Origin of the sequence: Maribacter sp. HS, from assembly GCF_048059195.1 — a bacterium.
Lineage (GTDB): Bacteria > Bacteroidota > Bacteroidia > Flavobacteriales > Flavobacteriaceae > Maribacter > Maribacter dokdonensis.
Genome location: NZ_JAYLVV010000003.1, coordinates 271,401 through 295,742, shown reverse-complemented (window position 1 = coordinate 295,742; position 24,342 = coordinate 271,401). Strand labels below are relative to the sequence as shown.

General features: G+C 37.3%; 22 protein-coding genes. 10 read left to right on the top strand and 12 right to left on the bottom strand.

Features of this window, described 5'->3' with window-relative positions:
* Positions 1-4: 4 nt before the first annotated feature.
* A complete protein-coding gene (locus VBZ51_RS06395) occupies positions 5-670 on the top strand; it encodes an ABC transporter ATP-binding protein (RefSeq protein ID WP_058104963.1) in 666 nt (221 codons plus the stop codon).
* A gap of 157 nt (positions 671-827) precedes the next feature.
* Here the strand turns inward: VBZ51_RS06395 and VBZ51_RS06390 are convergent, their stop codons facing one another.
* A complete protein-coding gene (locus tag VBZ51_RS06390; protein WP_416576410.1) occupies positions 828-2,504 on the bottom strand; it encodes an amidase in 1,677 nt (558 codons plus the stop codon).
* Between the two features lie 215 nt (positions 2,505-2,719).
* Between VBZ51_RS06390 and VBZ51_RS06385 the strand changes: the two genes are divergently transcribed.
* The 5 genes from VBZ51_RS06385 (at position 2,720) to VBZ51_RS06365 (ending at position 5,999) form a co-directional block, all read left to right on the top strand.
* Positions 2,720-3,862, top strand: a complete 1,143-nt coding sequence (locus tag VBZ51_RS06385; RefSeq protein WP_071340475.1) for an Mrp/NBP35 family ATP-binding protein — start codon at positions 2,720-2,722, stop codon at positions 3,860-3,862.
* A gap of 2 nt (positions 3,863-3,864) precedes the next feature.
* Positions 3,865-4,104: a NifU family protein gene (locus VBZ51_RS06380; protein ID WP_058104966.1), complete on the top strand. Its 240-nt coding sequence runs from the start codon at positions 3,865-3,867 to the stop codon at positions 4,102-4,104.
* Positions 4,105-4,176: 72 nt separating this feature from the next.
* Positions 4,177-5,235: an NAD(P)/FAD-dependent oxidoreductase gene (locus VBZ51_RS06375; protein WP_276470965.1), complete on the top strand. Its 1,059-nt coding sequence runs from the start codon at positions 4,177-4,179 to the stop codon at positions 5,233-5,235.
* A 43-nt stretch (positions 5,236-5,278) separates the two neighbouring features.
* The gene (locus VBZ51_RS06370; RefSeq protein ID WP_416576409.1) at positions 5,279-5,626 is read left to right on the top strand and encodes a four helix bundle protein; all 348 of its coding nucleotides are present in this window, start codon (positions 5,279-5,281) and stop codon (positions 5,624-5,626) included.
* Positions 5,627-5,666: 40 nt separating this feature from the next.
* On the top strand, positions 5,667-5,999 hold the full coding sequence (locus VBZ51_RS06365; RefSeq protein WP_074670196.1) for a 2Fe-2S iron-sulfur cluster-binding protein: 333 nt from the start codon (positions 5,667-5,669) through the stop codon (positions 5,997-5,999).
* A gap of 132 nt (positions 6,000-6,131) precedes the next feature.
* Here VBZ51_RS06365 and VBZ51_RS06360 read toward each other — a convergent pair whose 3' ends face one another.
* Positions 6,132-7,871, bottom strand: a complete 1,740-nt coding sequence (locus VBZ51_RS06360; RefSeq protein ID WP_416576408.1) for an ABC transporter ATP-binding protein — start codon at positions 7,869-7,871, stop codon at positions 6,132-6,134.
* A gap of 170 nt (positions 7,872-8,041) precedes the next feature.
* Between VBZ51_RS06360 and VBZ51_RS06355 the strand changes: the two genes are divergently transcribed.
* From VBZ51_RS06355 to VBZ51_RS06345, 3 genes are read left to right on the top strand one after another with little or no spacing between them, the layout of a single operon-like run.
* Positions 8,042-9,085, top strand: coding sequence for a TPM domain-containing protein (locus tag VBZ51_RS06355; RefSeq protein WP_416576407.1), 1,044 nt, complete (start codon positions 8,042-8,044; stop codon positions 9,083-9,085).
* A gap of 47 nt (positions 9,086-9,132) precedes the next feature.
* On the top strand, positions 9,133-11,310 hold the full coding sequence (locus VBZ51_RS06350; protein WP_416576406.1) for an acylase: 2,178 nt from the start codon (positions 9,133-9,135) through the stop codon (positions 11,308-11,310).
* A gap of 20 nt (positions 11,311-11,330) precedes the next feature.
* Positions 11,331-11,708: a PH domain-containing protein gene (locus VBZ51_RS06345; protein ID WP_058104973.1), complete on the top strand. Its 378-nt coding sequence runs from the start codon at positions 11,331-11,333 to the stop codon at positions 11,706-11,708.
* 4 nt (positions 11,709-11,712) lie between these two features.
* On the opposite strand, the gene VBZ51_RS06340 is transcribed toward VBZ51_RS06345, so the two are convergent.
* From VBZ51_RS06340 to VBZ51_RS06300, 9 genes are all read right to left on the bottom strand, one after another.
* Positions 11,713-12,360, bottom strand: a complete 648-nt coding sequence (locus VBZ51_RS06340) for a hypothetical protein (protein WP_340157568.1) — start codon at positions 12,358-12,360, stop codon at positions 11,713-11,715.
* 107 nt (positions 12,361-12,467) lie between these two features.
* Entirely contained in the window at positions 12,468-13,532 is a 1,065-nt protein-coding gene (locus VBZ51_RS06335) for a dipeptidase (protein WP_416576405.1), read from the bottom strand.
* Between the two features lie 2 nt (positions 13,533-13,534).
* The gene (locus VBZ51_RS06330; RefSeq protein WP_416576404.1) at positions 13,535-14,647 is read right to left on the bottom strand and encodes a D-TA family PLP-dependent enzyme; all 1,113 of its coding nucleotides are present in this window, start codon (positions 14,645-14,647) and stop codon (positions 13,535-13,537) included.
* A gap of 5 nt (positions 14,648-14,652) precedes the next feature.
* Positions 14,653-15,120 (bottom strand): RidA family protein, encoded by a 468-nt coding sequence (locus VBZ51_RS06325; protein ID WP_416576403.1) that lies wholly within the window; start codon positions 15,118-15,120, stop codon positions 14,653-14,655.
* Between the two features lie 10 nt (positions 15,121-15,130).
* Positions 15,131-16,447 (bottom strand): gluconate:H+ symporter, encoded by a 1,317-nt coding sequence (locus VBZ51_RS06320; protein WP_071340462.1) that lies wholly within the window; start codon positions 16,445-16,447, stop codon positions 15,131-15,133.
* 97 nt (positions 16,448-16,544) lie between these two features.
* On the bottom strand, positions 16,545-17,240 hold the full coding sequence (gene aqpZ / locus VBZ51_RS06315) for an aquaporin Z (RefSeq protein ID WP_058104979.1): 696 nt from the start codon (positions 17,238-17,240) through the stop codon (positions 16,545-16,547).
* Positions 17,241-17,362: 122 nt separating this feature from the next.
* A complete protein-coding gene (locus tag VBZ51_RS06310; protein WP_416576402.1) occupies positions 17,363-18,484 on the bottom strand; it encodes an acyltransferase family protein in 1,122 nt (373 codons plus the stop codon).
* A 75-nt stretch (positions 18,485-18,559) separates the two neighbouring features.
* The gene (locus VBZ51_RS06305; RefSeq protein WP_416576401.1) at positions 18,560-19,735 is read right to left on the bottom strand and encodes a helix-turn-helix domain-containing protein; all 1,176 of its coding nucleotides are present in this window, start codon (positions 19,733-19,735) and stop codon (positions 18,560-18,562) included.
* 1 nt (position 19,736) lies between these two features.
* Positions 19,737-20,636, bottom strand: coding sequence for a metallophosphoesterase family protein (locus VBZ51_RS06300; RefSeq protein WP_071340458.1), 900 nt, complete (start codon positions 20,634-20,636; stop codon positions 19,737-19,739).
* A gap of 111 nt (positions 20,637-20,747) precedes the next feature.
* Here VBZ51_RS06300 and VBZ51_RS06295 point away from each other — a divergent pair, with 111 nt between their 5' ends.
* Positions 20,748-23,120, top strand: a complete 2,373-nt coding sequence (locus VBZ51_RS06295) for a GAF domain-containing protein (protein ID WP_416576400.1) — start codon at positions 20,748-20,750, stop codon at positions 23,118-23,120.
* Here VBZ51_RS06295 and VBZ51_RS06290 read toward each other — a convergent pair.
* Positions 23,109-24,326, bottom strand: coding sequence for a Pycsar system effector family protein (locus VBZ51_RS06290; RefSeq protein WP_058104984.1), 1,218 nt, complete (start codon positions 24,324-24,326; stop codon positions 23,109-23,111). The two genes, VBZ51_RS06295 and VBZ51_RS06290, sit on opposite strands and share 12 nt — an antisense overlap.
* Between the last annotated feature and the right edge of the window lie 16 nt (positions 24,327-24,342).

Sequence of the window (24,342 nt, the reverse complement as noted above, 5' to 3'; positions counted from 1 at the left end):
AAAGATGTTATTACAATTAAGAAATATTTTCAAATGGGTACAACAAGGCGGTCAACGCGTGTTTTTGCTAAAGGATATTAATTTAGAAGTACAGGAAGGCGAATTCATTTCAATTATGGGTCCGTCCGGTTCAGGGAAGTCCACATTATTGAACGTTATAGGTATGCTAGATACGTTTGATGAAGGAGAGTATGATTTCTTGAACGAATCTGTACATACATTAAAAGAAAAATACCGTTCTAATCTGTATAAAGAATATATAGGTTTTGTGTTTCAGTCATACCATTTGTTAGATGATCTTACGGTAGAGGAAAATTTAGAAATGCCCTTATTATATAAGAAAATAAAGGGCTCTGAACGTAAAGCTTTGGTAGCCGATATGTTGGATAGATTCAACATTGTTGGTAAAAAAGATTTGTTCCCAACACAGTTAAGTGGTGGTCAGCAACAATTGGTTGGTGTGGCAAGAGCATTAATTGCAAACCCAAAACTGATATTGGCAGATGAGCCAACAGGCAACCTAAACTCTCAACAAAGCGAAGAGATCATGCAGCTTTTTAAGAAGCTTAATGAAGAAGAAGGCGTCACCATTATTCAAGTAACGCATTCGGAAAAGAACGCGGAGTATGGTTCAAGAATTATCAATCTTTTAGACGGCAGACAGATTTAGTCTTGAAATGATGATTTATCCTAATTTTTAAAAAATTAGGATAAATCATCACAAGTAAATAGCTTTCCGAGTTAATTAAAATTATAGCTTTCTAACAACTAACAACTAACAACTAACAACTAACAACTAACAACTAACAACCAACAACCAACAACCACTAATCCGTATATCCTTCAGGATGCATTTCATCAAAATCCGTTTGGTCTTGAAATGCTTTTGCTAATAAAAGAATACTGGCTTCATCATACAAGTTGCTAATTAGCGTGATACTGGTTGGGTGCTTTTTTTTATCTAACCCAGTAGGAATGGAAATTGCCGGATGACCGGTAAGGTTTGTAATAATTGAAAGTCTGTTGCCGGAACTTGGTGAAATAAGCACATCATAATCTTTCATAACGGCCTGCATTTTTTCAATAAGTACCTGTCTTTGTCTGTTGGCTTGTATATATTCCACTGCGGGAATAAAGCGTGCCTGGCGTAATGAATTTGCTCTTGAACGTTGGTGTTGTTCAACCATTTTATCTACTTCTTCAGCTCTGACCATATCATCGAAAAATGCACCCGCTTCTGCTCTTAAAATGATATCAAAACTATTGTAGGGCACATCTTTAGGTAGTTCTACGGCGTGTAAGGAAATGCCCATATCTTCAAATTTCTTCACGGCATTATCTAAATTTTCTTTACTAAGTGAAGAGTCTTTTTCAATGTCATTTTTTAAATAAGCAACCTTAAGAGACTTATAGTCTTTGTTGGGGTCAAATCCGTCAGGAAAATCCGTCGTCATACCATCTTTAGGATCTTTGCCTGTAATTACGCTGTAAACAATTGCGCAGTCCTCAGCACTTCTGGTCATAGGGCCAACCTTGTCCATAGACCAGCTTAAACTCATCACCCCGTGTCTGCTTACTCTACCGTAAGTAGGGCGTAATCCGGTAATTCCGTTTCTGGTACTTGGTGATAATATAGAGCCAAGGGTTTCAGTTCCTAAAGAATAAGGTACTAGTCCCGCTGAGGTTGCCGATCCTGAGCCCGCGGAAGAACCTGATGCTCCTTGTGTTATATCCCAGGGATTTTTTGTTTTACCGTTGAACCAAACATCACCACGTGCCAATGAACCAGAAACTAATTTGGCTACTAAAATGCCACCTGCATCCTGTAACTTTTGCACCACCGTGGCGGTCATATCAATTTGCTGGTCGCGGTAGGGTGCTGCTCCCCACGTAGTTTTGTAACCTTCTACTGCCATTAAATCTTTAACGCCATAAGGAATGCCATGAAGAATTCCACGATATTTTCCGTTGGCAAGTTCGGCATCCATGGTTTTAGCTTGTTCCAGTGCCATCTCTTCGGTTATGGTTATGGTACACTGTAAGATGTCGTTATATTTTTTTAAGCGTTCAATAAAAAATTGGGTCAATTCTAGCGAGCTAATTTTTTTGTTTTTAATTAGGGATGCTAGTTGAGGTATTGAATAAAAAGCTAGATCAGCTTTATTTTCAGGTACGTCAATGTTATTTGGAATTTCCCATTCTGGAAACCCAGATTGTGGTTTTGGCGTAAAATTCATTGGTAATGGGTCAAATCTAACCGCAGGAACTACATCGTAATCCAGAGTGTATTTTCTAAGAGAATCAAATCCTTCTTTATTCCGCTGTAAATAGGGGTATAAGGTGTCTATGTATTTCTTGTCAAAATCAAGCCCTATTAGTTTTTGAGAGCGCTTAACGTCTTTTTTGGAGAAATCGTTCTTAGAGCTGGAACAAGATGTAATTAATAAAGTGGTAAGTAGACTAAAAAATAAGAGTTGGGATAATCTTTTGATAGGTTGGTACATGTATGTTGGTTTTTTAAGAAGATTCTAATGTACGTCTTTTGAAAAATTTATGTGAATTGCCAAATCATAAAAAAATGTGAATTGAATATCTATGAATAAGAGGATCTGTTTATAATGGCATCTTCATTTTCAATACGCTAGCTTCCTAATCTGATAACTAAGGATTATCTTTGTAACCTACTTGTCAATGGGCAGGTTTTGAATGAATTTATACAATGAAGATAGATAAGAAGGATGTTTTAAAGGCTTTGGAGCATATTACGGTTCCCGGGGAAGGCAAAAACATGGTAGAAAGTGGTGCGGTAACCAATATTCAAATTTTTGGTGATGAGGTAGAGGTAGATATTACCATTGCCAATCCAAGTTTACAAGCACGCAAAAAGACCGAAGTGGAGATTTTAAAAGTCATCCATAGAGAGGTGTATGAAAAAGCTAAGATTAAGATCAATATTAAGGTTGAAGCACCTGCGGCAAAACCAAAGGTGAACGAAATTAAAGGTAAGCCTATACCGGGTATTAATAATATTATCGCTGTAGCCTCTGGTAAAGGGGGTGTGGGTAAATCTACGGTAACGGCCAACCTTGCGGTTACCTTGGCAAAAATGGGCTTTAAAGTAGGTCTTTTAGATGCTGATATATATGGGCCTTCAATGCCTATTATGTTCGACGTTGCCAATGAGAAACCATTGGCGGTAAACGTAGAGGGTAAATCTAAAATGAAGCCTGTAGAGAATTACGGAGTAAAATTATTGTCCATTGGGTTTTTTACCCAACGTGACCAAGCTGTTATATGGAGAGGGCCTATGGCGTCAAAAGCATTGAACCAAATGATTTTTGATGCACATTGGGGCGAGTTGGATTTTATGCTGATCGATTTGCCACCGGGTACCGGTGATATTCATTTGAGTATCATGCAATCTTTGCCAGTTACAGGCGCTGTTGTAGTAAGTACACCACAAGAGGTTGCCTTGGCAGATGCTAGAAAAGGTGTGGCCATGTTTCAGCAAGATTCTATAAATGTTCCTGTTTTAGGAATCGTGGAGAATATGGCATATTTTACACCTGCAGAGCTGCCAGAAAATAAATATTATATTTTTGGTAAAGAAGGCGCTAAGAACCTGGCAGAAGATTTAAATGTACCTTTCTTAGGTGAAATGCCATTGGTACAGAGCATACGTGAAGCTGGTGATGTTGGTAGGCCTGCGGCTTTGCAAACCGCTACACCTGTAGAAAAAGCATTTGAAGAATTGACAAAGCAGGTGGTTAGTGAGGTGGTTGCTAGAAACAAGACAATGCCACCTACAGAAGCAATAAAAATTACTACAATGGCGGGTTGTTCGCCGGTTAATAAAAAATAGATATGACTGCAACAGAGCTAAAAGTGAATGTGGAAAAAGCATTGGAAGAAATTAGACCTTTCTTACAGAGCGATGGTGGGGACATTAGTCTTATTTCTATTGAAGAAGAAACGGTTACAGTGCGTTTAGAAGGTGCTTGTGTTGGTTGCAGTGTCAATCAAATGACCTTAAAGAGCGGTGTAGAAATGACCATTAAGAAATACGCACCACAAATTCAAAATGTAATTAATATAGAAGCTTAGATCTTGATAATTGTCATGATATTTAAAACAATAGAATGATAATTTTGAGAAATATTACAAACCATCTCAGTAATGATTAAGACCGATATATTAATAATTGGCGCGGGACCTACGGGTCTTTTTGCCGTTTTTGAAGCCGGACTCCTTAAACTTAAATGCCATTTGATAGATGCCTTGCCACAGGCTGGTGGTCAGTGTGCAGAGATTTATCCAAAAAAACCCATTTATGATATTCCGGGCTTTCCAGAAGTTTTGGCGGGCGATTTGGTGGACAATCTTATGGAGCAGATCAAATCTTTTCAACCTGGTTTTACTTTGGGCGAACGAGCCGAAACTATTGAAAAGTTAGAAGATGGTAGTTTTGTGGTCACTACCAATAAGGGAACAAAGCATAATGCCCCGGTTATAGCCATTGCAGGTGGGTTAGGAAGTTTTGAACCTAGAAAACCTTTGTTGGATAATTTAGCAAAATTTGAAGATAACGGTGTTGCTTACATGATTAAGGATCCAGAAGTGTATCGTGATAAGAAAGTGGTTATTGCAGGTGGTGGAGACTCGGCATTGGACTGGAGTATCTTTTTGGCAGATGTAGCTGCTCAGGTCACATTGGTGCACAGAAGAAATGAGTTTAGGGGTGCTTTGGATTCTGTAGAGAAGGTTCAAGAATTGAAGAATCAAGGCAAGCTTAATCTGATTACTCCCGCTGAAATTATTGCCTTAAATGGGGATGATAAATTAGAATCTGTTCTAATCAGAAAAATATCCGATGCTAAGGAAGAGCTTGTTTTGGAGGTCGATGATTTTATTCCTTTATTCGGGCTATCACCCAAATTAGGACCTATTGGAGATTGGGGATTGGAGATTGAAAAAAATGCCATAAAGGTGGATACCTTTGATTACCAAACCAATATTCCGGGTATATACGCCATTGGAGATGTCAATACCTATCCTGGTAAACTAAAACTGATTCTATGTGGTTTTCATGAAGCAACGCTAATGTGCCAAAGCGCCTTTCAAAAAATTCATCCAGATAAGAAGTATGTAATGAAATACACTACCGTAGGTGGAGTAAGCGGTTTTGATGGAACAAAAAAAGAAGCGCCTAAAGCAGTGGTGAAGAAGATTGAATAAAGTAAGTTCATTAGTGAAATAGTGAAATAGTGAATTAGTAAAGATGACTATACAACGATTTGAAGACCTAAAGGTTTGGCAGAAATCTCAGGATTTAGCGGTTCTTATCTATAAACAATTTAGGGATTTAAAAGACTTTGGTTTTCGGGATCAGATTACTAGGGCTTCAGTATCTATTTCTAATAACATAGCTGAAGGTTTTGAAAGAAGTTCTAATGCGGATTTTAAACGCTTTTTATATTTTTCTTTAGCTTCCAACAGTGAACTGAGATCCATGCTTTATCTTGCGCAAAGATTAGCATATGTAGAAAAAGAAATGGCACTAGAATTGATAAATGAAACTAATCAAGTATCAAAAATGTTATATGCCTTTATTAAATCAATAAAGTAATATTTTTCACTAACCCACTAACCCACTAACCCACTGATTTATGACCGATATAAAAATTACAATAATAGACCGTGACGGAGTATCTCATGAAATTGATGCCCCAACAGACATGAATATGAACCTTATGGAAGTCGTACGTTCGTATGAACTGGCGCCAGAAGGAACCATAGGTATTTGTGGAGGTATGGCAATGTGTGCATCTTGTCAGTGTTATGTGGAATCTGACCACGAATTGCCGGAAATGAGCGATGACGAAGAAGCTATGTTGTCCGAAGCTTTTAATGTTAAGGATAATTCACGTTTAGGCTGTCAATTGCATATCTCTGAGGACATGGACGGACTCAAAGTAGAGTTGGCTCCAGAAGATCTATAAATGTCATTGCGAGAAAACGAGATGTAATCGAGATTGACGAAGCAATCTGCTGAATTCGTGTTCCTAAGTTTTTGCACTGTGCAAAAATAACTGTTATTTTAATTTTCCAACAACCAACAACCAACAACCAACTTATATCCTAGCCTGATATGTAAACAGATTATGGTATCTGCCTTCTTTGGCAATCAGCTCTTCATGGGTTCCCTGCTCAGCAATACGTCCGTTTTCAATCACTAAAATCTGATTTGCTTTTCTGATAGTGCTTAAACGGTGCGCAATGACAAAAGTGGTTCTTCCTTTCGTTAGTTCAGCCAAACTCTTTTGAATTAAAGCTTCACTTTCCGTATCGAGGTTAGAGGTAGCTTCATCTAAAATCAAGATTCTTGGATTTGCCAACACAGCTCTGGCAATGGCAATACGCTGGCGTTGACCACCAGATAATTTTACGCCACGTTCCCCTATAACGGTATTCAATCCCTCTTCAAATCTATCTGTAAATTCATCTACGTACGCTGCTTTGATCGCTGCTTGTAATTCCTCTTCAGAAGCATTTGGTCTAGGGAAAAGAATATTCTCTCTAATAGTGCCTTCAAATAGAAAATCATCCTGTAAAACCACGCCTAAAAATTGTCTAAAACTGGTTAGGTCAACTTTTGAAAGGTCCGTGCCATCAATGGTAATTTCACCGGAGTCAGGGTTTAAAAAACTAGCCGCCAAACCAGCAATGGTAGACTTCCCAGATCCAGAACTACCCACTAGCGCAATAACATCACCAGATTTAGCTTCAAAGCTAATGTTGTGCAAGACATCTTTATCTTCCTCGTATGCAAAGCTTACGTCCTTAAAAGCCATATCTCCTTTTAATTGGGAAAGCACAATAGTTCGGTCTTTTTCGTCAGACTCTGAAACCTTGTTCATCAATTCTTCGGTACGATCTAAACCGGCCAAAGCTTCGGTCAGCTGGCTTCCAATATTGCTCATTTGTACAATGGGCGCTACCATTAGGGCAAGAAGAAAAGTAAACTCAAAATACTCGCCCGTAGTCAATTCGCCCTGCATCATTTGGTATCCACCATACCCCATCATAATTCCTGTAGTGGCCAATCCCAATAAAAAGGTAGAAGCACTGGTCATAAAAGCGGTAGCCGTTAAACTCTTTTTTACATTTTGGTATAGTTTGTCAACCCCTTCTTCAAAAACCTTACTTTCTTGCACCTCTGCGTTAAAGCCTTTAATAACGCGAATTCCACCAAGGGTTTCCGTTAGTCTTCCTTTTACTTCTGCATTAATTTTACCACGCTCCCTAAAAACAGGTCTTATAATCTTAAATGCCTTTAGAGCAATGAATGCAAATAATATTAAGGGTACAAAAGTCAATAAGGTCATTATTGGGCTAATTCTCAATAACAATACAAGAGATACTACAGCGGTAATGGTACCACCAACAAGTTGTACGAGTCCGGTGCCAATTAAATTTCTAACTCCTTCCACATCGCTCATGATTCTAGAAACTAATGAGCCGGATTTGGTGTTGTCAAAAAATCGAATAGGTAATGAAAGTACTTGCTTTTGTACCTGTGCACGAAGCTCGGAAATCATGTATTGTGCCTGAATGCTAAGCACTTTGGTAAGTAGGAAAGACATGACCGCTTGTACCAAAAATGCAAAAATAACAACGGCAACCAATATTTTTAATAGGTCATAGTTTTTATTAGGGATGATATCATCTAAAAAGTATCGTAAAGAAACCGGTGCCACAAAACTAGCAGCTTTACTGATTACGATAAGCAATAAGCCCAACAAAACCAGTTTTCTGCGTGGCCATATAATTGTTTTAAAAGCTGTTAGTATGCTTACTTTTTTTTCTGCCATTGAGATGAATTGTTTGGTTTTTAATGTCTGGTCGAGCGTAGTCCAGACCGACCGATAATGATGCGCAAGTTACTTCAATTCTAAACTTTAACCGAATCTAGAATAGATTTTGATATTGCTGTTCGGTATCGATAAAGGTTTTTATATTTGAGTATCCTGATTGCCGACCGATGCTTAAAAAAACCATTTTCCTTTTTTTATTAGTTACTTTTTATACGAATGCACAACAGCAATACTATGAATTGCGTGATTTCGTAACCGATAGTGCAGGCATTTTCACAGCAAGTCAAACAGCAGATTTAAATCAGCGTTTGGTAGCGTTTGAGGAGAATACTACCAATCAACTAGTAATAGTCACGATAGAAGAGTTGGGTTTTGATACCATTGAGTCTTATGCGAACGGACTGTTCAATCAAAATAATATTGGTCAAGAAGGAAAGGATAACGGACTACTGATTCTGTTTTCAGAATTGGACCGAGAAGTAAGAATAGAGGTAGGTTATGGGTTGGAACCGTACATTACAGATGCCGTTGCTTCAAGAATTATTAGAAATACGATGATTCCCAAATTTAAGGAGGAGGCATATTTTGATGGTGTTGATGAGGCTACTGATCAACTTATAGCGTTTCTCAAAAACCCAGAAGCCTTGGATGAGTTTAAACAAGAAATTGAAGATAAAAAACGGAAGGAAAGGCTTTATATGAACATTTTTCTTGGTGTATTTCTATCAATATTTATTGGGGTAGGTGGTTTTTTCTTTCTTAAAAGCTATAGAAATATTATAGAGGTTTTTAGAGGAATATTTATGGGTAAATTAGGCGTATTACCTGGAATTTTTATGCTTTTAGGAGGCTCTATTTCTACTATTTTTGGTATGGTATTTATGGTGGTGCCTCTATTTGTGGGGTATAGTATTTATACCGCAGACCAAAATCTTGCCATGCGAATTTTTGATCATCCTAAAATTCTGTTGTGGTTATTATTACCGTTTTTTGGCATAGCTGCCATAATCGCTCTTATTAAACTTAAACTATCCGATAACGAAGATTTCAGTATTTCGTGGCTAAAGAACGATAAAACATATTATAGAAAAACATTTTCTTCATCAGGTTCCCACTCTTTTGGTTCGGGCAGTAGCTCTTCAGGTGGTGGTAGTTCATTTTCTGGCGGTGGTGGCAGCTCAGGTGGTGGTGGAGCAAGCGGAAGTTGGTAAAATTCAAGTACTTTTATATACCTCAAAAAATCATAAAAATAGTTTCCATGAACAGAGTAATTTATTTATTGGCATTTGTCTTGGTTTTATCATGTAAAATCAAAAAAACAAAAAGCCCTGAAGTTGAAAAATGGGAAGCACAAGCTGCGAATGTTGAAATAATAAGAGATGACTTTGGAGTGCCCCATATTTATGGTAAGACAGATGCCGATGCAGTGTTTGGGTTATTGTATGCCCAATGCGAAGATGATTTTAACCGTGTGGAGCAAAACTATATTTGGGCAACAGGTAGGCTGGCAGAAGTAGATGGCGAAAAGGCTTTGTATAGCGATTTACGTGCAAAACTCTTCATGACAGAAGAAGAGGCTAAAGCGAATTACGAAAACAGTCCCGCTTGGTTACAAGAGTTGTGTAATGCCTTTGCTAACGGAATTAATTACTACCTACATACGCACCCAGATGTAAAACCTAGATTGTTGACGCATTTTGAGCCATGGATGCCCATGTATTTTAGTGAAGGATCAATTGGTGGGGATATTGAGCGAATTTCAACTAAGAAGATTGCTGCCTTCTATGAAAGCGATATGGCATTACCAGAAATGGAATTGTTGCAATTAGAGAAGGAAAAAGAAGCCGAGGAGCCACAAGGTTCTAACGGTATTGCTATTTCAGGAAAGTTGACACAGTCCGGTAATCCGCTGTTATTGATCAATCCGCATACCTCGTTTTATTTTAGGGGAGAAGTCCATGTAGTTTCAGAAGAAGGGCTAAATGCCTATGGTGCGGTAACTTGGGGTCAGTTTTTCGTATATCAAGGTTTCAATGAAAAAACCGGATGGATGCATACATCTACTTATACCGATGTTATGGATGAATTCAAGGAGACAATAGTTAAGAACGATGATAATTTATTCTATCAATACGGAGAAGAACTACTACCGGTGCAATCATCTGAAATACTATTGAAATATTTGGATGGAGAGGAATTGAAAGAGAAAAAGTATCCAGCATACAGAACCCATCACGGACCTATAACCCATGTTGCCGATGGGCAATGGACAGCATCTGCCATGATGTGGGAACCGGTGAAAGCATTAGAGCAGTCATTTATCCGCACAAAACAAAACGGGTACAAAGGTTTCCGTGAAATGATGGATATTCGTACCAATTCAAGTAACAATACGGTGTATGCAGATGCGGAAGGGAACATCGCTTATTTTCATGGTAATTACGTGCCAAAAAGAGATGTTCAATTTAATTATACAAAACCGGTAGATGGTAGCAACCCGAAAACAGATTGGCAAGGTTTGCATACGGTAGATGAAAATATTTTAGTAGTAAACCCAGAAAACGGATGGATCCAGAATTGTAATTCTACTCCGTTTACATCAGCTCTAGAATTTAGTCCAAAGAAAGAAGACTACCCGTATTACATGTCTAGAGATCAAGAGAACTTTAGAGGCGTTCATGCCATAGAATTATTGAAAGACAGAAAAGGGTACACCATTGATAGTCTTATCCGGTTAGCGCATGATCCGTATTTACCGGCATTCAAAGCTTTAATACCTGGCTTGGTAAAAGCTTATAATTCTCATAACGATAAGAATCCGAAATTAAAAGAGCCGATTAAGATGCTTGAGGAATGGGACTATACAACGGGAGAAGATCAAGTAGCCATGACATTGGCACATTTTTATGGTACCGCAATAGGCAAACATGCAAACCAACCAAAAGGAATAAGTGATATGGAGCGCATGATTTATTTTGGGAACAACACAGAAGCCGTATTGCCCATTTTTGAAGAAGTGATCAACCAAATTGAGTCAGATTTTGGTACATGGAAAATGCCATGGGGAGAAGTAAATAGATATCAGCGAACTACAGGAGATATCGTGCAGCATTTTGATGATGCTAAACCAAGTATTCCAATAGGGTTTGCTTCCGGTAGGTGGGGAGCCTTGGCTGCATACGGTGCGCGATACACCACCGAAGGCGCAAAAAAGATATACGGTACAAGGGGCAACAGTTTTGCAGCAGTAGTTGAATTTGGTGAAACCGTTAAAGCCAAAAGTATTTTGGCAGGCGGGCAAAGTGGTGATCCTGATTCTCCATATTTTAATGACCAAATTGAGAGGTATAGAAATGTAGATTGGAAAGAAGTACCTTTTTATAAGAAAGATGTTTTAAAAAGAGCAAGGGAAACATATGCCCCTGGAAAAAGATAAATTGATAAAGAAGCTAGATTATGGGATTGTTGAATAAAATATTAGGTAATGCCAGTGAGGTATCAGTAGAACAGCTATTAAAAAAATATGGTCGCTTATTGATAGAGGGAGAGGAAATTGAGTTGGGATTTTCCTTATTGCGAGATGTGTTCATGTTTACTAACAAGCGTTTAATTTTAATAGATATACAGGGAATTACGGGAAGTAAAATTGAATACAAATCGCTCCCTTATAAGAATATATCAAGGTTTTCTCTTGAAACTTCGGGTACTTTTGATTTAGATGCTGAATTAAAAATCTGGATATCTAGTGAAAACGTCCCAAGTGTAAGCAAAAAGTTCAATAAGAGTATAGATGTTTATGAAGTACAGCGGTACTTGGCAAGTAAGGTAATGTAATTGTTTACATTGATTCTTTGGTAACGATCAAAGTAGCCTTGGAACCTGCTGATAACAACCATTTGTTAGAGTAGATCAATTCCCCTTTATCGTTATACACATCTACTTGAGCAGTATTTGGGGCAGATGATCCATGGTTAAGTGCTTCAAAATCCAAACGGTTAAAACCATCTTGTAAATCGACATTGATTCCTTTGAACGCTCCGGTCAATAGCATGTTTTGTTCTACGACCATATCGTTCATATAAATCTTAACACGGTCTCCATCTACATATTCATGGTCCCTGCAAACTATGCCAATAAACTTTCCGCTACTTTTTACATCCCCAAGATATTGATCTGGAAAATACTGTCCTGATCCATTTAAGCGTTCTCCTGGACCAACTTTGGGATCTATTTTCATGCCAGTGCCTGCTTGTACCAATTCTTCATCGGGTAACATTTTTACAGGGTTCTTGCTGTTCATGTCTAGACTTGGCTGTTCTTTGATCAATGAGGGCATTTTAAGAACGGGGCTAGCGGTTCCACTAGAATTGATAGGGTTTGCTCTCTCAATTTTCAATGGTTTGGCAGTAGGTAAATCTGTTTGAGCAGAAACCTGTGCCATGGAAAGGGAGAACAAAACAATAAAAAGATAATAAAGGTTTCTCATCTAATCTTTACATTGGGTGAAATAAAGATAACAAATACCCTGCCATGGGCACTTAAGGCGACGTTAAAATAAGTATAGGATAGTGTTTTTTCGATAAACGAACTATTCTATTTCAAATTTTCCCTTAAGAACGAAATAAAATTTCCGTTCATTATTTTCTCAATGTCTTGAGGTGAATAACCTCTGTTTTCCAATAAATGAACACATTTTTGCAAATCTGCAATGGTATCTACATCGGCAGGACCTTGTTCTTTTCCAAATCCGCCATCTAGGTCAGAACCTATACCTACATGATTGGCATTACCTGCAAGTTGACAAATATGGTCAATATTATCGAGCATTTGCTGTAGACTTACGCCTGCAGATTTCGGTGTAGAAACCCCTTTTTCCCAATTTGGAACCATCATCCAAGCATCAAGCACAACACCTATAATACCTTTACGCGCTATTATTTCCTTGATTTGTTCATCTGTAAACTGCCTATGGTGGTTAACTAGGGCCCTGCAATTATTATGGCTGGCCCAAAGAGGACCGTCATAATTCACCATGGTTTCCCAAAAACTGATATCACATAAATGGGTTACATCTAAGATTATTCCTAAACGTTGAATTTCCTTTAATAAATTTCTTCCCTTGGCACCAATACCACCAGTTGAGTTGGTACCATGTGCGTATGTGCCAGGACCGTAATGTGCAGGGCCAATGGCACGTAACCCCTGATCATATGAACGTTGTAGGTATGAAACGTCTATGATAGAATCTGCACCTTCTAAACTTAATAAATACCCAATAGGTTTCTTTTCTTTATCGGTTTTCCAAAGTTCTAGGTGCGCATCAAGTTGAGTTTTGTTGGTGATTTGAACCATTTCTTTAGCATCTTCCATGCTTTTGTACCATGCCAACTGCCCTTGTGTTTGTGCCCAAGCCTGTTGAGGTGACTTCCATCCCGGTAATGCATTGTCTTTATGGACATAACGGGCAATTTGCGTTGCCATGCAGAGCCCGATATTACCTTTTCGCATAGCATCTAATGATACTGTATTGTTACCTCTATCTGGTTTATCGGTCATGCCTTGCTCACCTTTTCTGATATCTTCAACAGACCAGGTAAGGTCACGGTTCCATTCCATGGCGTTCATGGACAAGTCTAAATGGGCATCGAAAATGAACATATTTATATCGTAGATTTTTGGGTTCTTGCAGTTACCGGCCAATGATCTATAACTTTATTATCCTTAACAACCGTTAGAGTATCGTATTTGGCTACGGTAGGGCAAATATGTTTAGGAACTGCGTAATGCACATCCCCTACCTCAGGTATGGTAAGGTCGTCGTACTCAACGACCAGATGCTCTTCTGACTGACTAATTTGCTTACTGTGCTTTAGGTCTAAAAATGCTATTCTGGGGAAAGGCATTTCAGGTGCTAAGGATTTATGACCAAGGTCAAAACAAAGAATTCCCGTAGTTGGTTTACTTAGAATACGTGTCATTAGTACAGCTGCCGATAAAAAATGCATCTCAGGAAAGAGATTGCCATAACCGGCATCCCAAAGTAAAGTAGTGCCCGGGCTGGCCTCCACGCCATCTCGTTTACAGTGAAAGGGAAAAGTCGGTGAGCCACCGGCCACTATTTTAGGACTTGGTATGTCAAGTTTCTCAATGTTGGCTTTTAAGCTCAATACAGGTTCAAATGCAGTATTGCATTCTGCCTCACGAATAGTAGGATCTGTATGGCGTAAATGACCATCATACACATGTAAGCCTTCAGCAATTAAATGCTCATGTTCGCTTAACTCTAGATATAGGGCCAATGCCTTTTGATCAGGAGCTATACCCGTTCTGTTCATGCCGTTATTAATATCTATCCACAGCGGAATTTTAATGTTGTTGGCTTTAGCAAGGTCACCTAAAAGTTGCAAAGATTTAGAGTTGTCAACAAGAGTGGAAAACTTGGTATTGCCGTATGCTTTTATAAGTTCAACAAAGCGTTTGGTATTAGGGCCTATCGGTTGCATGGCCAACAGAACATCCTTGGCCTTGCAATTACCAAGTAATTCGGCTTCTGCAATGGTAGCGCATTTAAATTTTTGAATACCGGCATCCATTTGCATAGCAATTATATTGGCGTTTTTGTATGTTTTTACATGCGGACGCAAGAAATTTACATCGCCCCTCATAGAAATCATTAATTCAATATTATGTTGAATTCTATTGGGATAGATCAATAAAGACGGAGAAATTACGTCTTCCGGATGGGTCAATGAATACCAATTGTTGTCTTCCATATCTTTTAATGATGTAGTTCAAAATGTGCCTCTATCTCTACAGGAATACCGCCAGGTAAAATCATACCAACCGCACTACGAACACCCACACCGTTATCTGGTCCAAAAATATCTGCCATAAGCTCGCTAAAACCATTAATGACCAAAGGTTGTTGCCCAAAATCTGGAGTAGAGTTGACCATACCCAAGGTTTTTACGATTCTTTTTATTTTGTCAATGTCGCCAAAATGGGTCTGTATGGTAGATAGCATGGTCAATGCAACTTGCCTTGCAGCAATTTTAGCCTCTTCCATTGTCATATCATGACCGGCTCTGCCTACTATTAATGAGCCGTCATTTTGCATTGGTCCTTGCCCTGAAATGTAAAGAAAATGATCCACCACCAAAACGGGCTTGTATAAACCTGCCGGAGGTGGGGCAGGGGGTAAAATGAGTCCTAATTCCTTAATCCTTTCTGAAGGTTTCTTTTGCATATTTACTTGTTTAAATGAACATATTTATTATTAGAACACCTACTAGTCCCATAACACCTACGGTGGTTTCCATAACTGTCCAGCTTTTTAGGGTGTCGTTTACGGATAGGTTGAAGTATTCTTTGAATAACCAAAAACCACTATCGTTTACATGGGACAACATTAAACTGCCAGATCCAATGGCAAGCACCATTAATTCTGGGCTAACACCGGTACCTTGCACCAATGGCAGTACAATACCTGCAGCTGTTAAACCGGCGACAGTGGCAGAACCCACGCAAACGCGAATTACGGTAGCGATCAGCCAAGCTAAAATTAATGGAGAAATGGAAGATTGCTCTAATATTCCGCCAATATATTCACTTACACCGCTATCGATCAAAACTTGCTTTAGTGCGCCAGAGCCAGCAATAATTAGTAGTACCATAGTTATGCCCGTAATGGCACTACCAACAGAATCCATAACTTCTTTCATACTTTTACCGCGACCCAAACCTAAAGTATAGATAGCTACTAAAACTGCAATAAGCATGGCAATGGCAGGGTTGCCCATAAAAACCAAAATCTTGGTGAGAAAGAAATCCGCCGGTAGCAAAAGTTGGGCTAGTGCGGCAATGGCAATAAGAATTACTGGTAAAAGTGCGCTGATAATACTGTTTGCCATGCTTGGCATTTCTTCCTCTTTTAGGATGATGGGGTTTAGAAATTCCTTTAAGGGTGTTGCATTAATGTTTTTTAAAGTTCTTGAAAAGATAGGACCGGCAACAATAATTGCAGGTATTGCAACTATAATACCGTATAACAGTGTTTTGCCAATATCAGCATTGAACATGGACGCCAGTGCAGTTGGAGCAGGATGCGGAGGTAAATATCCATGGGTGACAGACAGCGATGCCAGCATGGGTAGACCTACATAAAGTAGTGGTAAGCCGGTGGCTGCTGCAATAGTGAATACCAATGGAACTAGGATTACGAAACCTACGGAATAAAACATGGGTATACCTACAATGAAGCCGGTTAAGACAACGGCCCATTGAATGTTCTTTTTACCAAATTTTTCTACTAAATGGGTGGTGATTCGTTGAGCGGCACCACTATCGGCAACTAATTTGCCCAACATGGCACCAAGTCCTAAGATAATAACGAGAAATCCTAAAATATTACCAATACCTTTTTGAATGGAATCTACGACACTGATAGGTTCCATTCCTTCGGCAATACCCACAAAAAGCGATACGATAATAAATGTGATAAAAGCATTGAGTTTAAATTTTGCAATGAGAATGAATAGGAGTAAAATTCCTAAAATAACAATGAATAATGGCATATTAAAAATGAGTTAGTTAAGTTGATCATCTAAATATACCATAAAAAAAAAGCTCATCATATATTATCTAATTATGATGAGCTTAAACATTGTAATTCTATAATTTATCAGTCATCTCGGGTGAGATGGTCTTATAGATCAATCCCGCTAAAATGGCTCCGATCATTGGCGCCAACCAAAATAGCCAAAGTTGATCTAGCGCCCAGTCACCAACAAATAATGCCTGACTGGTACTTCTTGCAGGATTTACAGATGTATTGGTAACAGGAATACTAATTAGGTGAATTAAGGTTAGACAAAGCCCTATAGCTAACCCGGCAAAACCTCGTGGTGCCTTGGTGTAAGTAGATCCCAGTATGACGAATAAGAAAATAAAGGTCATCACAAGTTCTATAGTAAAAGCTGATGTTAAATCATACCCTCCAGGTGAATGTTCATTATACCCGTTAGAAGCAAATCCACCAAGTTCAAAACCAGCTTTGCCGGAAGCAATTAGAAATAGAATGGCTGCTCCGGCAATACCGCCCATTACTTGAGCTACGATGTAAGGAAAAACGTCTTTACCCTCAAAACGACCACCTACCCAAACACCGATAGTTACGGCGGGGTTTAAATGACAACCGGAAATATGACCAATGGCGTAGGCCATAGTTACCACGGTTAAACCGAAGGCCAAGGAGACCCCAACAAAACCGATTCCTAATTCTGGATATCCTGCGGCAAGTACGGCACTACCACACCCACCTAAAACTAACCATAAAGTGCCTATAAATTCTGCAATAAACTTTTTCATTTTCTTAAGGTTTAATTGATTGTATGTATTTAGAAACCAAAAGTTTAATGAAGTCACAATTTTTTATGAGTTTTATTGATACTGTTAATGGTTAGATATTTAATTTTTTACATAAAATATAGTTAAATACCTTTTTTTAATCCGAATAGAGGGTGCAGAGGTTTTATTTTTAATATGATTAAATGATAAATTAACCAACATATTAAAAATGTACCTACGATTAAAATTGTAGCTTTTAAAAGCAAACTCCATTGCAAATCTTTTATGTAATATGCAATTCCTACGGTTACGGTTTGATGAAGAATGTAGAATGGGTAAACAGCTCGATTGGCATAGCTCAAAAGTGGACTAGGTTTGTTCTGATACTTAGCGGCATATCCTAATAGCACTAATATCCATGACCAAAGATTTACGATTTTCAGAAAAGCTTCGGTAAAGTGACGGGTGTATCCGTCTTCAAATTGCCAAGTAATAAGCATTCCTATGAAACATATAATTCCTAAGTAAAAAGCTTTTGTGCGTATCCTTTCGATTGCATTCCAAAGAATAGGTCCGCAAGCGACCATGACAAATCCGAAGAAGAATAAAGTCATGGAAGAGAAAAAATTAAACCAATCATTAATTAGGTCATGGGTTATGTCATAAAAAGGTTCTAACAAAGACTCCAATAAATATAAAGGAATCGTAAAAATGTATAGTCCGTATGGTTTTTGAATTACCTTGCTAATCCAACGTATATAACTGTTTTTATTATTTTTCATATAAAGGAAAAAAGGAGAAAGCAATACGGAAAAAACTAGTAGATACGGAAGAAACCACAAGTGGTGCCAACTTAAATTGCCTTCTGGGTAAATGCCGTCATAGGCTATAGTGCTCAAGTAGCTCCAATACGAACCTTGAAATTGACCTTGTGCCATTCTTTCAAAATATACCTGTGGAGGAACAATAACGAGCATACCGAAAACAAGGGGGATCCCTAAACGCAAAAATCGCTCCTTATTAAATTGCCATATATTTCTTTTTGATAAGGCATAGAACGTACCCATACCAGAAATTAGAAATAATATTGGCAGTCTCCATTGATTTAAAAAAAGCATGGGCCACTTCAACCAATCATAGATGTTGTTATTTTTTATATGCCAACCCCAAGGCACAAAGAACATACCTGAATGATAAATGATTAAGAGTGAAAAAACGAATACTCGCAACCAATCGATATCATACCTTCTAAACTTTTTTTCCATAATCTAGTGATTTTCATCAAAGTTGAATTTTAAAATCAGGAATGATAAATTTTGGACATTACCATATGTCCTGAATTACAATTTTGGAGAAATTGACTTTGCAAATTTAGAGGGAGATATACCCGAAATCTTCTTGAAAGCATTGTAAAATGCAGACTTTGACTTAAATCCTACCGTCTCGCCAATAGCTTCAATGGTTAGATGACTAAATTGAGGGTCTACTAATCTCTCTTTAGCTAGATCAATTCTTTTGCTATTGATATAGTGATTAAAATTAGAACCAAAATCTGAATTTATAGTTTTTGAAATTTGATTTGGATGAATAGCTAACTGGGTGGCAAGATTTTTTAAACTGGCTTGGCTATTTGTATAAAACAAGTTATTGTCCACGAATGTTTCAATTTCTTTAAATGTAACTTCATCTGCTGCATTCGAAAGCGTTTCATACTTATCTGCAACCCATGATTTTTCAAAGAACTTAGATTTGGAAATAATAATGTATGTGGTGGCAAATGCTACTAAAGTTTGGAAAATGGCAATAAAATGGTCTCCGCCATCGTCGTCATATATGTAGAAAACTACAAATAGAAGAATGAAAAAAGTACAGAGTATAATGGCAGAATTACGTGTAAAAATGTATTTGGCAGACTTAAGGTTTGCTTTATCTGTGTCATTTCTATAGCGTTCTTCTTTAACTAGTTTTAGTGATAATAGCGTATATAACAGTAAACTAAATAAAATTAACCAATCAAATATATCTTTAATGTGATGGTATGAATAGTTAAATGTGTCTGGAACCGAGGCGGTACCTAAATTACTATAATACGCACCTAAATAAGCGTTTAGTTTAACCGAAACTGGAGCTGTGTAAAACGGAATCTGTGATAAAAGATAACCTAGCGGTAAAATTAAGTGCCACCAACCTTTACGTATAGAAATAGGTTTTCTTTTCAAAAATGCATAAATAGTAAAGTATAGAAAAGGACCTATAAGCAAAACAAAAACTTCAGAAGAATCATTCCATTCAAGAAGGTGTTTTATGAGTCCGGTGTAACACAAATAAGTATCCAAAAAAACCAGTGTTCCAAATAATAATAAAAATGCAAAATAGAGTAGTAATCTATTATTCATGCTTTTTACAAAAAGTACGATACTTAAAAATAGATTTTGCGCCACTCCTAATAGCATTATGGTAGAAGTAAAGTTATGTCTAATAGGAATTTGCGCTATGAGGTCTTGAAGCGTATCCATCTTATTTATTATCTAAATAATCTTTCAACTTCTGTGGACCTTCCAATAAAATGCGAACCACGCGTAATGTTCCGTCATCCGTGGTATTAATTTGCCATTTGATTAGGGAAATAGATCCTTTTTCAATTTCTATTCCGGTAATACTTCTTGGGTGAACGCAGCTACCATCGTTAAAGAGAGGTATATCTCCAGGCTCTGGAAAACGAGGTCTGTGGGTATGACCTACTACAGTAACTTTTAATCTTTTCTTTAATATCCATTTTTTAATACGGCGCTCTACTTTTATGAGTTCAGTGTAGTTTTTTGCGGGTGAAGTAGGGTCTGCTATACCCCATACTTGTAGGGGTTTCCACAGTACCCTCACCAAAAATCTGCCCCAGCGCCAAAAAGTGTAATTCCACCAATCTGCTTGGTGACCATGGGTAAGAAAAACTTCTTGTTGGGTTTCTTTATGTTTTAGTATAAGTGCTTCATGGTACTTTATGCCTTCAAATAGTGATTTATCCTTATCATCTATAGGTTCAAAATAGCTAGATAAATGCTTTTTTACATAAGCTTCATCCTTGTAGACCATATCATGGTTTCCCCAAATCATGTGAAGTCTTTGTTCTAAATGAAATTGCTTCAATAATTTAAAAACATTTTTATGGGCTTCAAAAATAGATTCAAAATGAATGTTCTCCCAAAGCTCATCTCCATCGCCTAGTTCACAGTAATCAAAACCTTCTGAATAATAGAATTTTAAGGCGTGGTAGTAAATGTTTCTATTGTTTGCAAAATCGTCTGCAAAACTGTTATCGCCTCTATGACAGTCGCTAAATAGAATAAATTTTGAAGTGTCGTCAAACGGAATAGTTTTAGCGTTTTCATAAGCTCTATTAAGTCTGTTTTCCGATGACATACTGTAATTTTCGCTAAATATCCGAAAATCCCGTTAACCATAATGCTATAGTTGGTCAAAAAATAGGGTTGGTTTTGTAACTTTACACAAAATTAGTAGACTAACCAGAACATGGGAAAGCACGATAGAATGAAAATGCCGTTTAAGCACCTCATAAGTTTTGAAAAACTTCTTACGAAGTACGATGAACATTTGAAAGGTGACGACCCTTTTTTGGCAGCTACCGCCGAGCGTATTTTGGCTGTGGAAAAAGGATTTCCTGAATTGCGGAATGGTTTTTCTGATTTTTCTTTATTGGAGAAAAATAAAGACTTAATCGATCGTATTTTACAAGATACGTTTACAGAGGCTTTGAGCAGTAACGAAATAAAGGTAGCTACTTTGCCCTACCAAGGTGTTATTATAAAATCATCCAAACGTTTTCAAAGTATAATTCATGAAGCCGGTGACGGTTATGAACCCGAAATAAGAAACGTTGGGGATGATATGGATTATATCATGAGCTGTGTGGTAGTATTAAATTATTATTATGGTTATAAGCTAGATTTTAGTAGACCATATTTTTATGATATTCCAGATGCCAATGGCGTAATGCGTCACTATCGTATTTTATATAATGCAGATTTTATTGATGTTATCCCAACGGACAAGGCAAAGGAAGTAACCCAAGAAGATGTAGACGAGTTATTGGCAAACCCAACTGATATTAAGCTTTGGAAGGAGAAGATTCCGCCAGAAAGTTTTATTTCTAAAGGATTTGTAATTGCCAATTTGTTCGATGTTACCATGGAGCAGGCAATTTCAAATATTAAGTCGAAATTAATCTCAAAGGACACTTTGCAACCTGTAAAGTTTATGAATGATTTGCAAGAGACCTTTAAATCATTCTTTCGTTTACCTAATATTAAAGTAGGTTTTGCTTCTTTTGATGCCAAAAAAGATCAGTTTGAAGAAGTTGCAGGTATTGGTTTTGATAGCTTTCTTTTAAGGGGTAGACATGCAATTGACTGTAAGGTAGCATTGTGTGAGGAATCTTATCATAAACTAATAGATTTCAACTCTTATTTTACCATTACGGATATGGATCGTATGGTGGGGCAATCTGGTGAAATGCAGCCATATAAAGGGCTACAGGATCAAGGAGTGCAAAGTGCTATATTTGCTCCAATAGCATATGAAGGTAAGTTATTGGGTATTTTAGAAATAGTTTCTCAGAAAAAAGGAGTGCTCAATGGCGTTAACGCACAAAAGTTAGATGATGTAATGCCGTTCATTGTTTCTGCCGTAGTACGTACCAAGAACGAAGAGAACAATAGAATAGATGCCATTATTCAAAATGAATGTACTTCTGTTCATTCTTCCGTGTATTGGAGGTTTCAGGAAGAGGCCAAAAGGTTTATGCAAGATGAAATAGAAGGTAGATCACCTTCTTTTAAGGAAATTGTTTTTAAAGATGTATACCCATTATTTGGGCAAATAGATATAAAGGATTCTTCCCAAGCAAGGAATTTGGCAATACAAAGAGATTTGATGATACAGCTTTCTGAAATAGATAGTGTATTGAATATTGCTTTGAAAAAATGGAATTTACCTATCTATGAAGAGTTGATCTATAGGGTAAACAATCACTTGGATAGTATTAAGGAAATGCTCTACACCAATAGTGAACAAGCTATTTTCGATTTTGTTCAAGATGAAATTTCACCGGTTTTTGAACATCTTAAAAAAGCGGATAAGGAGATAGAAAATCATATACTGGCATATGAGTCCAAAATAGATATGGGTACCGGGTCTTATTATGATCATAGAAAAAATTACGATGAAAGCGTAACCTTGGTCAATAAAACCTTATCGTCGGTTATTGATAAAAGACAGGAAAGTGCCCAAAATATGTTTCCACATTACTATGAGCGTTATAAGACAGATGGTGTGGAGCATAATATGTACATTGGTTCTTCTATTTCAGAGAGTAAAGAGTACAATCCGTTATACCTAAATAATTTAAGATTATGGCAATTACAGGTAATGTGCGAAATGGAAAATGCACATTACTCGTTAAAACCCAAATTACCTGTACCGTTGGATGCGGCATCATTAATATTGGTATATAACACATCTTTATCTATTCGTTTTAGAATGGATGAAAAACAATTTGATGTAGATGGCACGTACAATGCCCGTTATGAGGTAATTAAAAAGAGAATAGATAAATCTTACATTAAGGGTACAGAGCAAAGATTGACCCAAAAAGGAGTATTGTCAATTGTGTATTCACAGAAAAAAGATGAGCTAGAATATTTAAGGTATATCAAATTCTTGAAATCTAAAGGATACTTTACCAATCAAATAGAAATTGTTGAGTTAGAAGGTCTTCAAGGCGTGTCTGGTTTAAAGGCAATACGTGCTCAAATTTTATATAAAAGAGAGCAAGAACCAGAAAAAACCTATACTTACCAGGATTTAATGGATGCATTAAAAGAATAGTACCTGGCTTAATAATTCAAGTTTACGATCCGGACCAAAGAATTTAAATGAAACGGCAAATGCTATGACCGAAAGGATCATGCCGATCATGAATATGGTATATGTCCATCGTAAAAGAGCGTATTTTCTATTTAATACAATTCCAAGAAAGTAAAGATCTTTGGTCAAAGAGGTATAAATGTAATCTTTGTCCTTTAGCATTTCTTGTATGGCCCATTCATATTCGCTCAGTGCCATTTTATGAAAATTACCGAAAAATAACAGGTTTACATTTTTGTTTTTTACATCGTCTTTAGTGAATTCGCCACTAGTAACGTTAGGTCTTGTTGCCAATACTGCCAAAATCATAGATACCACACTAAAGAATACAAATATTACGGTAGGGTAGATTAAGTAATCGTTAGATGGGTTATCCAATTTTGGAATTAGATTGGAGAGCGCCAAAGAAATTATTATTGCATTGACCGATAATAAAATATTGGCTTTGGTATCTGCAATATCACTAAGGGTAATATGGTTTTTTAAGGTAACCCTATAAAGTGTTTGAATACCACGATCAGGACTTTCGCTCTTAAATTGCGCTTTTAGTCGTTCTTTTTTTGCTAGTTTTTTCTGTGACTTTTTGTCCTTAACTAGCTTTCTTAAATTCTTGTCTTTTTTTTCCAGCCAATTCTCCTTGGCGTAATCCGTATAGAATTGATGGTCAGTTCTAAATACTTGAATATTTAGGTCTAACCATTCTTTTTGAGAGTAATTTTTTAAGCCAAGTAATTTAAGTTCTTCGCGCAAAAGGTCAGACGTTTCAAGATAACTGCTTTGTGCAAAATGAGAAGAATCCGCATCGCGAATAATCATGTCCATTTCATTACTTGGGGTTGCATTCCATTTAGTAGCAAGAATACAGGACTTCACTTTTGCTATTAATTCTTTTGCATAACCTTCTTTTGATAGAAACTCTTCGGCAATTTCACAACTACTTTCTTCGTGGTTTTTCGTGCCTTTTGTATAACCAGTATCGTGTAGCCAAGCTACTAACAGCAAAATTTCCTGATCCTGATCCGATAGAGAACAAGATTCAAGTAATTGTTTAGTACTTTTAACGACTCTTTGTGTATGTCTTAGATTATGATATAAAAACTTATGATCCAATTGATTGGTTAGTAAGTCTGTTACAAATTGTTGTGTGTTATCTAAGATGTCTGACATGGAAATTGAATAATAA